The sequence below is a fragment of the Kitasatospora sp. NPDC008050 genome, from assembly GCF_042957465.1.
Taxonomy (GTDB): Bacteria; Actinomycetota; Actinomycetes; order Streptomycetales; family Streptomycetaceae; genus Kitasatospora.
Genome location: NZ_JBIBIJ010000002.1, coordinates 663,381 through 676,395, shown reverse-complemented (window position 1 = coordinate 676,395; position 13,015 = coordinate 663,381). Strand labels below are relative to the sequence as shown.

Annotated in this window: 9 protein-coding genes; 6 read left to right on the top strand and 3 right to left on the bottom strand. The window is 71.4% G+C overall.

Going from position 1 to position 13,015, the window contains the following annotated elements; translation table 11 throughout:
* Nucleotides 1-33 precede the first annotated feature (33 nt).
* Nucleotides 34-885 (bottom strand): rhomboid-like protein, encoded by an 852-nt coding sequence (locus ACFZB9_RS06460; protein ID WP_391444127.1) that lies wholly within the window; start codon nucleotides 883-885, stop codon nucleotides 34-36.
* 550 nt (nucleotides 886-1,435) lie between these two features.
* On the opposite strand from ACFZB9_RS06460, the gene ACFZB9_RS06455 reads away from it, so the two are divergent.
* The 6 genes from ACFZB9_RS06455 (at nucleotide 1,436) to ACFZB9_RS06430 (ending at nucleotide 9,965) form a co-directional block, all read left to right on the top strand.
* Nucleotides 1,436-2,167 (top strand): response regulator transcription factor, encoded by a 732-nt coding sequence (locus tag ACFZB9_RS06455; RefSeq protein ID WP_327068914.1) that lies wholly within the window; start codon nucleotides 1,436-1,438, stop codon nucleotides 2,165-2,167.
* Between the two features lie 61 nt (nucleotides 2,168-2,228).
* Entirely contained in the window at nucleotides 2,229-3,359 is a 1,131-nt protein-coding gene (locus ACFZB9_RS06450; RefSeq protein ID WP_391444126.1) for a sensor histidine kinase, read from the top strand.
* Nucleotides 3,360-3,753: 394 nt separating this feature from the next.
* The gene (locus tag ACFZB9_RS06445; protein WP_391444124.1) at nucleotides 3,754-7,503 is read left to right on the top strand and encodes a multifunctional oxoglutarate decarboxylase/oxoglutarate dehydrogenase thiamine pyrophosphate-binding subunit/dihydrolipoyllysine-residue succinyltransferase subunit; all 3,750 of its coding nucleotides are present in this window, start codon (nucleotides 3,754-3,756) and stop codon (nucleotides 7,501-7,503) included.
* Nucleotides 7,504-7,638: 135 nt separating this feature from the next.
* Nucleotides 7,639-7,821 (top strand): DUF6104 family protein, encoded by a 183-nt coding sequence (locus ACFZB9_RS06440; protein WP_391444122.1) that lies wholly within the window; start codon nucleotides 7,639-7,641, stop codon nucleotides 7,819-7,821.
* 222 nt (nucleotides 7,822-8,043) lie between these two features.
* The gene (locus ACFZB9_RS06435) at nucleotides 8,044-8,949 is read left to right on the top strand and encodes a DUF4097 domain-containing protein (protein ID WP_391444120.1); all 906 of its coding nucleotides are present in this window, start codon (nucleotides 8,044-8,046) and stop codon (nucleotides 8,947-8,949) included.
* Nucleotides 8,946-9,965 (top strand): helix-turn-helix transcriptional regulator, encoded by a 1,020-nt coding sequence (locus ACFZB9_RS06430; RefSeq protein ID WP_391444119.1) that lies wholly within the window; start codon nucleotides 8,946-8,948, stop codon nucleotides 9,963-9,965. Before ACFZB9_RS06435 ends, ACFZB9_RS06430 begins: the two co-directional genes overlap by 4 nt.
* Nucleotides 9,966-10,057: 92 nt before the next feature.
* Here the strand turns inward: ACFZB9_RS06430 and ACFZB9_RS06425 are convergent, their stop codons facing one another.
* Nucleotides 10,058-11,020 (bottom strand): zinc-binding dehydrogenase, encoded by a 963-nt coding sequence (locus tag ACFZB9_RS06425; RefSeq protein ID WP_391444117.1) that lies wholly within the window; start codon nucleotides 11,018-11,020, stop codon nucleotides 10,058-10,060.
* 136 nt (nucleotides 11,021-11,156) lie between these two features.
* Complete coding sequence (locus ACFZB9_RS06420; protein WP_391444115.1) at nucleotides 11,157-12,353, bottom strand: NADP-dependent malic enzyme; 1,197 nt, start codon at nucleotides 12,351-12,353, stop codon at nucleotides 11,157-11,159.
* Nucleotides 12,354-13,015: the final 662 nt, after the last annotated feature.

Here is a 13,015-nt window from a genome sequence, read left to right as displayed (position 1 = left end):
AGAGGCCGGAGAAGAAGGGGGAGCGGCCCGGGATCAGGCCGACTGGTCGGGCAGGGCGAACCGGCGCGGCGCCCAGCGCGGCAGCCACCGCGCCACCCGGCCGCGCCCGCCCCCGGGCCGCTGCGGCGGGGTGCGGCGCAGCACGCCCCAGAGCGCCATCCCGACCAGCAGCGCCGTCGGGTGCCCGATCCCGGTGACCAGGTCGGTGCTGGAGACGACCTGGTGGCCGACCATGAGCAGCGCGCCGCCCACCGCGAGACAGCGCCCGCGCGGCGGCAGCAGCCCGGCCATCGCGCCCAGGCTGGCCAGCACGCCGTAGCTGACCCCGATGTCCAACTCGTCCAGCATGCTCGGCCCGACCTTCCCGGTGGCCACCGCGATCGCCACCACCGACTGGGAGAGCAGGGTGCCGACCACGTGCCCGGCGGCGAAGACGCCGGCCGCGCGCAACGAGCCGACCCGCCGCTCCAGCGGGGCGACGGTGAAGGCGAAGGCCCACAGGTAGGGCATCCAGGCCGGCCCGGCCACCCAGAGCCCGCTCATCAGCAGCGAGCGCAGGGGGGTGTGCAGCAGGTGGTGGCCGTCGGTGCTGGACATGGTCTGCAACTGGTGCACCAGGTCCGGGCTGGCCGCCTGGGCGAAGACCGTGGTGCCGGCCAGCACCGCCAGGTAGCCGAGGGCGAAGGGGTTGCGCCGCGGGGTGGGCAGCCGTTCCAGCACCCACTGCAGCGGCACGTCGCGCAGCCCGAACCGCAGGCAGGCCAGCGGCGCGACCGGCAGGTGGCGGCCGCGCGCCGCCCCGGCGACGGCCGATGCCCGCACCGGACCCACCCGGGTCGGGTCCGCCGGCACACCCGCCGACGCACCGAACGACGCGTCCGCCATGGCGCCTCCGTCCATCACTGCTGATCCACCAGGCGGCACCGCGGAGCCGCCGCCACGGCCGCACCCGGTGCGCCCGAACGCTCGCTGCGCGTGCACACCGTGCCATCGTTGGCTGAATTCGTCCACGGTACGACGTATGCCTGAGAGTCCGCTGAGGATCTGCTTGCCGTCCCCGTTACGGCAGTTCAGGAGTTGGTACGGACCAGAGCCGACGGCAGACCGCGGGGGGACCGGCTGCCGGGTTCCCGCATACACACCGTTACGGTGAGGCGACATGGACGGGTAAGGTAGCGGCCCGTACCGGGTCCCCGGGGCGCGTGTGACGGCCTGCGGTCCGGAAATCCACGGACACCTGCCGGTGCTCGCCGGGTGTCCGTACGCTGCGAGGTGTGCGCGCCCGGACCGGTGGTCAGGCCGCGGTCCACCCGTGCTTGGCGGAGCCGGGGTGACAGAACCGGTATCCGGAAAAAATCGACGGAACAAGACTACGAGCGGTGCCCGCCACTCCCACAGGTGGCGGCCCGCAGGCCCTGGGGGCGGTGGCGTGACCGTGACAGAAATTCAACAGGACACCAGCACGAGCGGTGTGATTGCCCAACGACGCGTCTTGGTGGTGGAGGACGAACCCACCATCGCCGAGTCCATCGCGGCCCGGCTGGGCGCGGAGGGCTTCAAGGTCGCCGTGGCCCACGACGGCCCCGGCGCGGTGGACGGCTTCCACACCTGGCAGCCCGACCTCGTGGTGCTCGACATCATGCTGCCCGGCTTCGACGGGCTGGAGGTCTGCCGCCGGATCCAGGCCCAGCGCCCGGTCCCGGTGCTGATGCTGACCGCCCGCGACGACGAGACCGACCTGCTGGTGGGCCTCGGCGTGGGCGCCGACGACTACATGACCAAGCCGTTCTCGATGCGCGAACTCGCCGCCCGGGTCAACGTGCTGCTGCGCCGCGTCGAGCGCGCCCAGCAGGCGGCCAGAACGCCGGCGCTCGGCAGCCTGCGCTTCGGCGAGCTGGAGATCGACCACGTGCAGCGCCGGGTCCGGCTCGCCTCCGGCGACGTGCACCTGACGCCCACCGAGTTCGACCTGCTGGCCTGCCTGGCCGCCCAGCCGCGCGCGGTGCTGACCCGCGAGCAGCTGCTGGCCGAGGTCTGGGACTGGACCGACGCCTCGGGCACCCGGACCGTGGACAGTCACGTCAAGGCGCTGCGCCGGAAGATCGGCGCCACCTGGATCCGCACCGTGCACGGCGTGGGCTACGCCCTTGAGGCACCGGTGGGCTGAGCCGGGCGCGGTACCAGCTGCGGGGGCCGCGGGGGCACGGGAGTACGGGGACCAAGCACCGATGAACACCTCACCACGGGCTCACGACGAGCCCGACCGGACGCCGCCCTCGGCGCGGCTGCCGGGACGCGTGGCCGCGCGGATCTGGCGGGAGATCCGGCCGTTCGACCCGCTGCGCTCGATCAAGGGCAAACTCGCCCTGCTGGTCATCGTCTCGGTGGTGGTCGCCACCGGCCTGGTGGTGATCGCGATCCGCTCGGAGACCCAGATCCGGGTGATCATGGCCTTCTCCATGATCGCCTCACTGCTCTTCATGCAACTGCTGGCGCACACCCTGACCGCCCCGTTGCGCGAGATGACCGCGGCGGCGCGGGCGATGGCCGGCGGCGACTACAGCCGCCGGGTGACGGCCGGCTCCCGCGACGAGATCGGCGAACTGGCGGTGACCTTCAACAAGATGGCCGCCGACCTGGAGGCCGCCGACCGCCACCGGCGTGAGCTGGTGGCCAACGTCTCGCACGAGCTGCGCACACCGATCGCGGCGCTGCGCGCGGTGCTGGAGAACATGGTGGACGGCGTGGTGCCGCCCGAACCGGGCACCCTGGGCGCCGCACTGGAACAGACCGAGCGGCTCGGCCGCCTGGTCTCCCACCTGCTGGACCTGTCCAAGCTGGACGACGGCGTGGTGCCGCTGGACGCCCGGGAGTTCGAGGTCGCGCCGTTCCTGGCCGGCGTCCTGCGCGGGCTCACGGTGGACGGTGCGACGGCGGGCGGTGCGTGGAGCAGGCGGGACGACGTGCGGCTACGCCTGGACGTCCAGCCGCAGGGCCTCACCGGGCTGGCCGACCCCGAGCGGCTGCACCAGGTGGTGGCGAACCTGGTGGACAACGCCTGCAAGCACTCCCCCGCCGGCGGCACCGTGACGGTACGGGCCAGAGCCGGCGAGGCGCCGCTGGCCCTGCTGCTGGAGGTGGAGGACCAGGGCCCCGGCATACCCGCCGCGGACCGCACCCGGGTCTTCGACCGGTTCAGCCGCGCGGGCACCGCGACCGCGCAGGGCCCCGGCAGCGACGGCGGCACCGGTCTGGGCCTGGCCATCGCCCGCTGGGCGGTGGATCTGCACGGCGGACGGATCGAGGTGGCGGACGGCTCACGCGGCTGCCTGATCCAGGTCGCCCTGCCGGGCTGCTGAGCCGGCCCGTGGGCCGCCCGGGCGACCCGGGGGCGCCCGGAAGCCCAGCTGAACGAGGGGTGAACCGGCACACCGGATCACCACGTCCTGTCCACGTCGGCCAGCTTTGTCACAAAATTGGGACAATCTGGTAGTCGACAGTCCCAGATCGGTCATATCTGGCCGATCCGGGGCAGCTTTATCCGGTTTGATACCGTTTAATCCGGTGATCAAGAGCGCCCGTTTCCCCGTCCGACCACCTGGCTAACGTCTTTTTTCAGCCAATGTGGCCGACGGTACTGTGATCTGGACGACGCCGACCCCCCGGGGACTGCGCGAGGACTGGTCAGGGGCGTAGCCTTAATCCCCGCTGTCCAAACATCCCAAAAGGAAGCGGAAGAGGGCGGTTGCCGCCGTGTCGCCACAGTCCCCTGAAACCCCCAACAGCTCGGCAAGCTCCACAGGCTTCGGCCCCAATGAGTGGCTCGTCGACGAGATCTACCAGCAGTACCTCCAGGATCCCAACTCGGTCGACCGAGCCTGGTGGGACTTTTTCGCCGACTACAAGCCCGGTACCGAGGTGACCCCAGTGACCCAGGCCGCGACCCAGGCCGGCCCCACGCCGACCGCCGTTGCCGCCCCTGCTGCGCCCGTTGCGGCAGTTGCAGCCGCCCCCGCCGCCGCCCCGGTGGCCGCCGCTCCTGCGGCGCCCGCCGCCGCGCCGCTGGCAGCCGCACCCGCAGCGCCGCCGGCCCCGAAGGCGGCCGCCGCGCCCGCCGCCCCCGCGGCGGCCGAGAGCGCCGGCCCCGAGCTGGTCCCGCTGCGCGGCCCGGCCAAGGCCGTGGCCACCAACATGGACGCCTCGCTCGAGGTCCCGACGGCCACCAGCGTGCGCGCCGTGCCGGCCAAGCTGTTGATCGACAACCGCATCGTGATCAACAACCACCTGCAGCGCGCCCGCGGCGGCAAGGTCTCCTTCACCCACCTGATCGGCTACGCGCTGGTGCAGGCCCTGAAGGCGACCCCGGGCATGAACCACAGCTACGCGGTCAAGGACGGCAAGTCCTACCTGGTCAAGCCGGAGCACGTGAACCTCGGCCTGGCCATCGACCTGGTCAAGCCCAACGGTGACCGCCAGCTGGTCGTCGCGGCCATCAAGAAGGCCGACACACTGGACTTCTTCGGCTTCTGGCAGGCCTACGAGGACATCGTCCGCCGGGCCCGCGCCAACAAGCTGACGATGGACGACTTCACCGGGGTCACGGTCTCGCTGACCAACCCGGGCGGCATCGGCACCGTGCACTCGGTCCCGCGCCTGATGCAGGGCCAGGGCACCATCCTCGGTGTCGGCGCCATGGAGTACCCGGCCGAGTTCCAGGGCTCCAACCCGGACACGCTGGCCCGCCTGGGCGTCTCCAAGATCATGACGCTCACCTCGACCTACGACCACCGGGTCATCCAGGGCGCGGCGTCCGGCGAGTTCCTGCGCTCGATCCACCAGCTGCTGCTGGGCGAGCACGGGTTCTACGACGAGGTCTTCGAGTCGCTGCGGATCCCGTACGAGCCGGTCCGCTGGGCCACCGACGTCGCCACCACGCACGAGGACGACGTCAACAAGACCGCCCGCGTGATGGAGCTCATCCACTCCTACCGGGTTCGCGGCCACCTGATGGCCGACACCGACCCGCTGGAGTACAAGCAGCGCAAGCACCCCGACCTGGACGTCGTGGAGCACGGGCTGACCCTGTGGGACCTGGAGCGCGAGTTCGCGGTCGGCGGCTTCGGCGGCCAGAAGATCATGAAGCTGCGCGACATCCTCGGGCTGCTGCGCAACTCGTACTGCCGCACCGTCGGCATCGAGTACATGCACATCCAGGACCCCAAGCAGCGCAAGTGGATCCAGGAGCGGGTCGAGAAGCCGTACACCAAGCCGGAGCGCGAGGAGCAGCTGCGCATCCTGCGCCGGCTGAACTCGGCGGAGGCCTTCGAGACCTTCCTGCAGACCAAGTACGTCGGCCAGAAGCGCTTCTCGCTGGAGGGCGGCGAGTCGCTGATCCCGCTGCTCGACGCGACCATCGACGCGGCCGCCGAGCACCGCCTGGACGAGGCCGTCATCGGCATGGCCCACCGCGGCCGCCTCAACGTGCTGGCCAACATCGTCGGCAAGCCGTACGGCAAGATCTTCGGCGAGTTCGAGGGCAACCTGGACCCGAAGTCGATGCACGGCTCCGGCGACGTGAAGTACCACCTGGGCTCCGAGGGCACCTTCACCGGCCTGGACGGCGAGACCATCAAGGTCTCGCTGGCCGCCAACCCCTCGCACCTGGAGACGGTCGACCCGATCGTCGAGGGCATCGTCCGCGCCAAGCAGGACGTCCTGGACCAGGGCGGCACCACCTACCCGGTGCTGCCGATCCAGATCCACGGCGACGCGGCCTTCGCGGGCCAGGGCGTGGTCGCGGAGACCCTGAACATGTCGCAGCTGCGCGGCTACCGCACCGGCGGCACGATCCACCTGGTGGTCAACAACCAGGTCGGCTTCACCGCCGCCCCGGCCTCCAGCCGCTCCTCGATGTACTGCACCGACGTGGCCCGGATGATCGAGGCCCCGATCTTCCACGTCAACGGCGACGACCCGGAGGCCGTGGTCCGCGTGGCGCGGCTCGCCTTCGAGTTCCGCCAGGCGTTCCACAAGGACGTCGTGATCGACCTCATCTGCTACCGCCGCCGCGGTCACAACGAGGCCGACAACCCGTCGTTCACCCAGCCGCTGATGTACGACCTGATCGACAAGAAGCGCTCGGTGCGCAAGCTCTACACCGAGGGCCTGATCGGTCGCGGCGACATCACCATGGAAGAGGCGGAGCAGGCGCTCCAGGACTTCCAGGGCCAGCTGGAGAAGGTCTTCGCCGAGGTCCGCGACGCGGCCGGGGCGCAGCCCGAGGCGGCCGGTGCCCGTCCGATGGCCGACTTCCCGGTCAACATCCAGACCGGCATCTCCCAGGAGATGGTCAAGCGGATCGCCGCCTCGCAGGTCAACCTGCCCGAGTGGCTGACCGTGCACCCGCGTCTGCTGCCGCAGCTGCAGCGCCGCGCCGCCTCGATCGAGGACGGCACGATCGACTGGGCCACCGGTGAGTGCCTGGCCATCGGCTCGCTGCTGATGGAGGGCCACCCGGTCCGCCTGGCCGGCCAGGACAGCCGCCGCGGCACCTTCGGCCAGCGCCACGCGGTGCTGATCGACCGGGTCACCGGCGAGGACTACACCCCGCTGCTGTACCTGACCGAGGACCAGGCCCGCTTCACCGTCTACGACAGCCTGCTGTCGGAGTACGCGGCGATGGGCTTCGAGTACGGCTACTCGCTGACCCGGCCCAACTCGCTGGTGATGTGGGAGGCGCAGTTCGGCGACTTCGTCAACGGCGCGCAGACCGTGGTCGACGAGTACATCGCCTCGGCCGAGCAGAAGTGGGGCCAGCACTCCGGCGTCACCCTGCTGCTGCCGCACGGCTACGAGGGCCAGGGGCCGGACCACTCGTCCGCGCGTCCCGAGCGCTTCCTGCAGCTGTGCGCGCAGAACAACATGACGGTCGCGATGCCCACCTCGCCGTCGAACTACTTCCACCTGCTGCGCTGGCAGGTGCACAACCCGCACCACAAGCCGCTGGTCGTCTTCACCCCGAAGTCGATGCTGCGTCTGAAGGCCGCGGCCTCGGCGGCGGAGGAGTTCACCTCCGGTTCGTTCCGCCCGGTGATCGGCGACTCCACCGTCGACCCGGCGAACGTGCGCAAGGTGGTCATCACCGCGGGCAAGTTCTACTACGACCTGGAGGCGGCCCGCACCGATCGCGGCGTCACCGACACCGCGATCGTCCGGGTCGAGCGCCTCTACCCGCTGCCGATCGCCGAGCTCCAGGAGGAGCTGGCCCGCTACGGCGAGGACGTCCAGTTCATCTGGGCCCAGGAGGAGCCGGCGAACCAGGGTGCCTGGCCGTTCATCGCGATGAACCTGGTCGACCACCTGGACGTCGTGGTCGGCCGCAAGGCCGGCGCCGCCCGCCTGCGCCGGGTGGCCCGCAGTGCCTCCTCGGCCCCGGCCGTGGGCTCGGCCAAGCGGCACATCGCCGAGCAGCAGGCGCTGATCGAAGAGGTCTTCAGCCTCTGACACCTGCTCCCTGAGCGGGTGAGCAGTGGGTCGGGCCCGGTCTCCGCGGAGACCGGGCCCGACCTGTCGGTACCGTCAACCGTTTGAAACCGTCGATCGTTTGAACCGTCCCAGTCTGAATCCGGAGAGCACACCGTGTACTTCACCGACCGCGGCATCGAGGAGCTGGCGAGCCGGCGCGGCGAGGAGGAGGTCAGCTTCGAGTGGCTGGCCGAGCGCCTGCGCGAGTTCGTGGACCTCAACCCCGACTTCGAGGTCCCCGTCGAGCGGCTGGCCACCTGGCTGGCCCGGCTGGACGACGACGAGGACGAGGACTGACCGCCCGGCGCGAACGGCGGTGGCACGAGCAGCAGGGCCCGGCAGGCGATCGCCTGCCGGGCCCTGCTGCGTTCTCGGCACGAGGAAGTGCTTGACTTCCCCGCTACGCGATATATCGTGTTTCTTGGAAGACGCGATACATCGCGACTCGCCGGATCGTCGCCCCTCCAGGGTACGACGGCGGCCGCCTGACGGGAGGACGAAGAGATGAGCCAGTGGACCGTGAGCGAACCTGACCGCATCACCATCGAGGAGGCGGTCAGCGCGCTGCACGTGCGGATCATCGGCGGGGCGGTCAACGTGGTCGCCGCCGAGGGCCCGGCCCGACTGGAGGTCACCGAGCTGGAGGGCGAGCCGCTCCAGGTCACGCTGGTGGACGGCGTGCTGACGGTGACCTACCCCAACCTCAGCTGGGCCGACTTCAGCGACAAGCTCAAGTCGGTCGAGGCGGTCAAGGGCCTGCTCGGCTCGCTGCGCCGCAAGCGCCGCGCCGTGGTCTCGCTGACCATCCCGGCCGAGGCCGAGGTCAAGGTCGGCACGGTCACCGCCGAGGCCACCGTCTCCGGGGTGCTGGGCGGCACCAGCGTCTACGGCGTGGCCGGCGGCATCACGCTGGTCGGCCTGGACGGCCAGGTCAGCGCCAAGAGCGTGTCCGGCGACGTGGACGCCCAGTCGGTCACCGGCGAGCTGACGGTCAACAGCGTCTCCGGCGAACTGACCGTCATCTCCAGCACTCCCGACTCGCTGCACGCCAACACGGTCGGCGGCGCGGTGACGCTGGACCTGGCGGGCACCGGGCCGACCACCGTGAAGATCAACACCGTCAGCGGGGACGTCGCGGTCCGGCTGCCGCAGCCGGCCGACACCACGGTCGAGGCGGGCAGCACCAACGGCCAGTTCTCCAGCGCCTTCGAGGAGCTGACGGTGGGCGGCAGCTGGGGCGCCAAGAAGCTCAGCGGCAAGCTGGGCGCCGGCACCGGGCGGCTCCAGGTGTCCACCGTCTCCGGCGCGATCTCGGTGCTGCGCCGCCCGGAGACCGAGGACGAGGCGCCCAGCCTGGTCAAGGAACTCACCCCGGGTGAGGCCGCCATCGAGGACGCCACCCCCGAGGCCGGTGAGCAGGCATGAGCAGCGTCTTCGGACACGGCCGGCTGCGGCTCTACCTGCTGAAGCTGCTGGAGGAGTCGCCCCGGCACGGCTACGAGGTGATCCGCCTGCTGGAGGAGCGCTTCCACGGCCTCTACGCGCCCTCGGCCGGCACCGTCTACCCGCGGCTGGCCAAGCTGGAGCAGGAGGGCCTGGTGGAGCACAGCACCGAGGGCGGCCGCAAGGTCTACCGGATCACCGACCTGGGCCGGGCCGAGCTGACCGAGCGCCAGGAGGACCTCGCGGAGCTGGAGGTGGAGATCAGCGACTCGGTCTCGCAGCTGGCCGGGGCGATCCGCGAGGACGTCCGGGACTCCGCCAAGGACCTGCGCGAGGAGCTGCGCAACGCCGCCCGCTCGGCCCGGCAGACCGGCGCCGGTGCCGGTGCTGCGGCGGGCGCCGAGGACGGCGAGGGTGCCTCGGGCGCCTGGGCCGAGCGGCTGCTGGGCGACCCGGCCGGCTGGCAGCGCACCAAGGAGGAGTTCGCCGAGTTCAAGGCCCAGGCGAAGAGGGCCAAGGAGCAGGAGCGGGCCGCCAAGGAGCAGGCCAAGCGGGCCAAGGAGGAGGCCCGCAAGGCCCGCGAGCAGTCGCAGGCGGTGCGCCAGGCCGCCCAGCAGGAGGCGCTGCGGATCAAGCGCCGGGTCGAGCAGCAGGTCCGCGAGCACGTGAGCAAGGGCGACTGGCCCACCGGCCTGTCCGAGGGGCTCTCCGAGCTGACCCGGGGCCTGGCGGGCCTGGCGGACTCCAGTCGCTGGGACACCTCCGGGGCGGCCGGCAAGGTCGACCTGGACAAGGAGGCCCCGGCCGATCTGCCCGGCTGGGCCCGCACCGAACCGGGGGCCGACCCCACCCGCGAGCTGGAGCGGCTGCTCGACCGGTTCCGGGACCAGGTCCGCGACGCCTCCCGGGACGGCGGGCCGGTGACCGCCGCCCAACTGGGCGAGGCCCAGGCGGTGCTGGCCTCGGCGGGCGAGCGGCTGCGCCGCCTGCTCGGCTGACGGGGGTCAGTGCCGGCTCGACGGCCCGTCCGTGCGCCCTGAACCGCATCCAGGGCAGCCGGGCGGGCCCTCGGCGTACCGCCGGGCGCCCGTCACGGCTCCAGGGCGATCTTCCCGAACACGTCGCCCTTCGCGAGCCGTCCGAACGCCTCGCGCGCCTCGGTCAGCGGCAGCACCGAGTCGAGCAGCGGCCGCACCCCCGCGTGGCCGCACAGGGCCAGCAGCGCGGCCAGCTCCTCCTTGGTCCCCATGGTCGAGCCGACCACCTTCAGCTCGTGGTAGAAGATCCGGGTCAACTCGGCGTTCGTCGGGCTCGATCCACTGGTCGCGCCGGAGATCACGATGGTCCCGCCGGGGCGCAATGACTTCACCGAGTGCGACCAGGTGGCCGCGCCCACCGTCTCCATCACCGCGTCCACCCGCTCCGGGAGCCGGGCCCCGCTCTCGAACGCGGCGGCGGCGCCGAGTCCGATCGCCCTGGCCCGCTTCTCCTCGTCCCGCCCGGTGACCCAGATCCGCAGGCCGGCCGCCCTGCCCAGCACGATCAGCGCGGTGGCCACGCCACCGCCGGCGCCCTGGACCAGCACGGTGTCCCCGGGCCGGACCCCGGCGTTGGTGAAGAGCATCCGGTAGGCCGTCAACCAGGCCGTCGGCAGGCAGGCGGCCTCGGCGAAGGAGAGTTCGGCCGGCTTGGGCAGCAGGTTCCAGGTCGGCACCGCGAGCTTCTGGGCGAAGGTGCCGTGGTAGCGCTCGGTGAGGATCGAGCGCGGCTCGCCCACCGGCACCCCCAGGCCGTGCCAGCCGACCACCGGGAAGACCACCACCTCGTTGCCGTGCTCGTCGATCCCGGCCGCGTCGCAGCCCAGGATCATCGGCAGCCGCTCGGCGGGCAGGCCCACTCCGCGCAGCGACCACAGGTCGTGGTGGTTGAGGGTGGCCGCCTTGACGGTCACCACGCTCCAGCCCGGCCGCGGCTGCGGCTCGGGCAGTTCCCCGAGCTCCAGGGCGCTGAGCGGGTCGTCGGCATCGATGCGTGCGGCGTAGGCGGCGAACATGGCACCGGACACTAGCCGCAGAGCACCAGGGCCCGGAACCAGCAGCGGGTGTGACCTGCGCCGCGTGTCCCGGGCCCTGACTACTCGTCAGTAGCTCATCGGTGTCAACAACTCATCGCAACGGTGGCTCGGCGCCTCAGCGCCGGGCGACGCCCTCGCGCCGTGCCGCCTCGGCGACCGCCTTGCCGACCGCCGCGGCCACCCGCGGGTCGAACGGCGAGGGGATCACCTGCTGCGGCGTCAGCTCGTCCGCCACCACCGCGGCCAGCGCCTGCGCGGCGGCCAGCTTCATGCCCTCGGTGATCCGCGTGGCCCGCACCTGGAGCGCGCCGGCGAAGATGCCGGGGAAGGCCAGCACGTTGTTGATCTGGTTGGGGAAGTCGGAGCGCCCGGTGGCCACCACGGCCGCGTACTTGCCCGCGACATCGGGGTGGATCTCCGGGTTCGGGTTGGCCATCGCGAAGATGAAGCAGTCCTTGGCCATGGTGGCCACCGCCTCCTCCGGCACCGTGCCGCCGGAGACGCCGATGAAGACGTCCGCCCCGGCCAGCGCCTCGGCCAGCGAGCCGGTGAGGCCGGCCTTGTTGGTCAGCGCGGCGATCTCGGCCTTGACGTCGGTCAGGTCCTCGCGTCCCTGGTGCACCACGCCACGCCGGTCGCAGAGCGACACGTCGCCGATGCCCGCGGCCACCAGCATCTTGGCGATCGCGATGCCGGCCGCGCCGGCGCCGGAGATGACCGCGCGCAGCGAGCCGATCTCCCGGCCGGTCACCTTGGCGGCGTTCCACAGGGCGGCGGTGGTGACGATCGCGGTGCCGTGCTGGTCGTCGTGGAAGACCGGGATGTCCAGCGCCTCCTGGAGCCGGCGCTCGATCTCGAAGCAGCGCGGGGCGGAGATGTCCTCCAGGTTGACGCCGCCGAAGGACGGGGCGAGCCGGACCACCGTCTCCACGATCGCGTCCACGTCGGTGCAGTCCAGCGCGATCGGGACGGCGTCCACCCCGCCGAACTGCTTGAACAGGATCGCCTTGCCCTCCATCACCGGCAGCGAGGCCTGCGGGCCGATGTCGCCCAGGCCCAGCACGGCGGTGCCGTCGGTGACCACCGCGACCGTGTTGGCCTTCCAGGTGTAGTCGTCGACCAGCTCGGGCTGCTCGGCGATGGCGGTGCAGACGCGTGCAACCCCAGGGGTGTAGGCGAGGGACAGATCGTCCGCGTTCCGCACCGGAACCGTGGCGCGCACCTCCATCTTGCCGCCGCGGTGGAGCGCGAAAACGGCGTCGACGGGGTCGTCGGTGTCCTGGGTACGAGGGTGAGTGAGCTCCGCTGCCACGATGACCTCTTCGTCATGTTCGGCGAGGGCACCGGCCCGACCGCGCTCGGGGCGCGTCGAACTGCGCCCTCGGATGAGGGTTTGGAATGCCACCTGCGTTGCACGTCAGCGCTGAGCCTAGGCCCGGGAATCGGCACCGCACCTGTGCCTTGGATTCCTCGTCACGCACTGTTCACCCCATGAGCCTCCATGACGGCGCTCGAGTTTCGGAAGAACCCGAGTGCCGGTGGCATCAACGAGGATTCGGTACGCGCACCCGCAGGAGTGAACAGAGACCTGGAGGGGAACCGGTGCTTCGGATACGGAGTCGGCGTCGTCGACTTCCGGTCCTGGGCACCCCGGTTCTGTGGCGAACCGGTGGCCTCTGTTCGGTGTCGGGGGTCACCCGATACCAGATTCTGACACACCCGCCAGCCGGCGCGGCAGATGGGCGCCGGTGGCCGTGGCGGACCTCACGCTGTCACCACCTGGCAGGTAGCGCGCCCAGACCTCATCACCGGGCGGAAGCTGAGCGCCGGTGAGAACCTGACTGCACGTGCGGCGGAGCGATCGCGTTACGGATTTTTGATCTGAATAGTGCTCCGCTCAACAGTTCGGTGATGGCAGGATTCCCCCACCACCTCGGCGGAGGGTGGGTCACCCAACCGGACCGACCCCGCGGC

Bases quoted from the DNA above. Each gene is read 5' to 3' on its own strand.
- ACFZB9_RS06460 (WP_391444127.1), bottom strand. From the start codon at position 885: ATGGCGGACGCGTCGTTCGGTGCGTCGGCGGGTGTGCCGGCGGACCCG.
- ACFZB9_RS06450 (WP_391444126.1), top strand. From the start codon at position 2,229: ATGAACACCTCACCACGGGCTCACGACGAGCCCGACCGGACGCCGCCC.
- ACFZB9_RS06430 (WP_391444119.1), top strand. From the start codon at position 8,946: ATGAGCAGCGTCTTCGGACACGGCCGGCTGCGGCTCTACCTGCTGAAG.
- ACFZB9_RS06425 (WP_391444117.1), bottom strand. From the start codon at position 11,020: ATGTTCGCCGCCTACGCCGCACGCATCGATGCCGACGACCCGCTCAGC.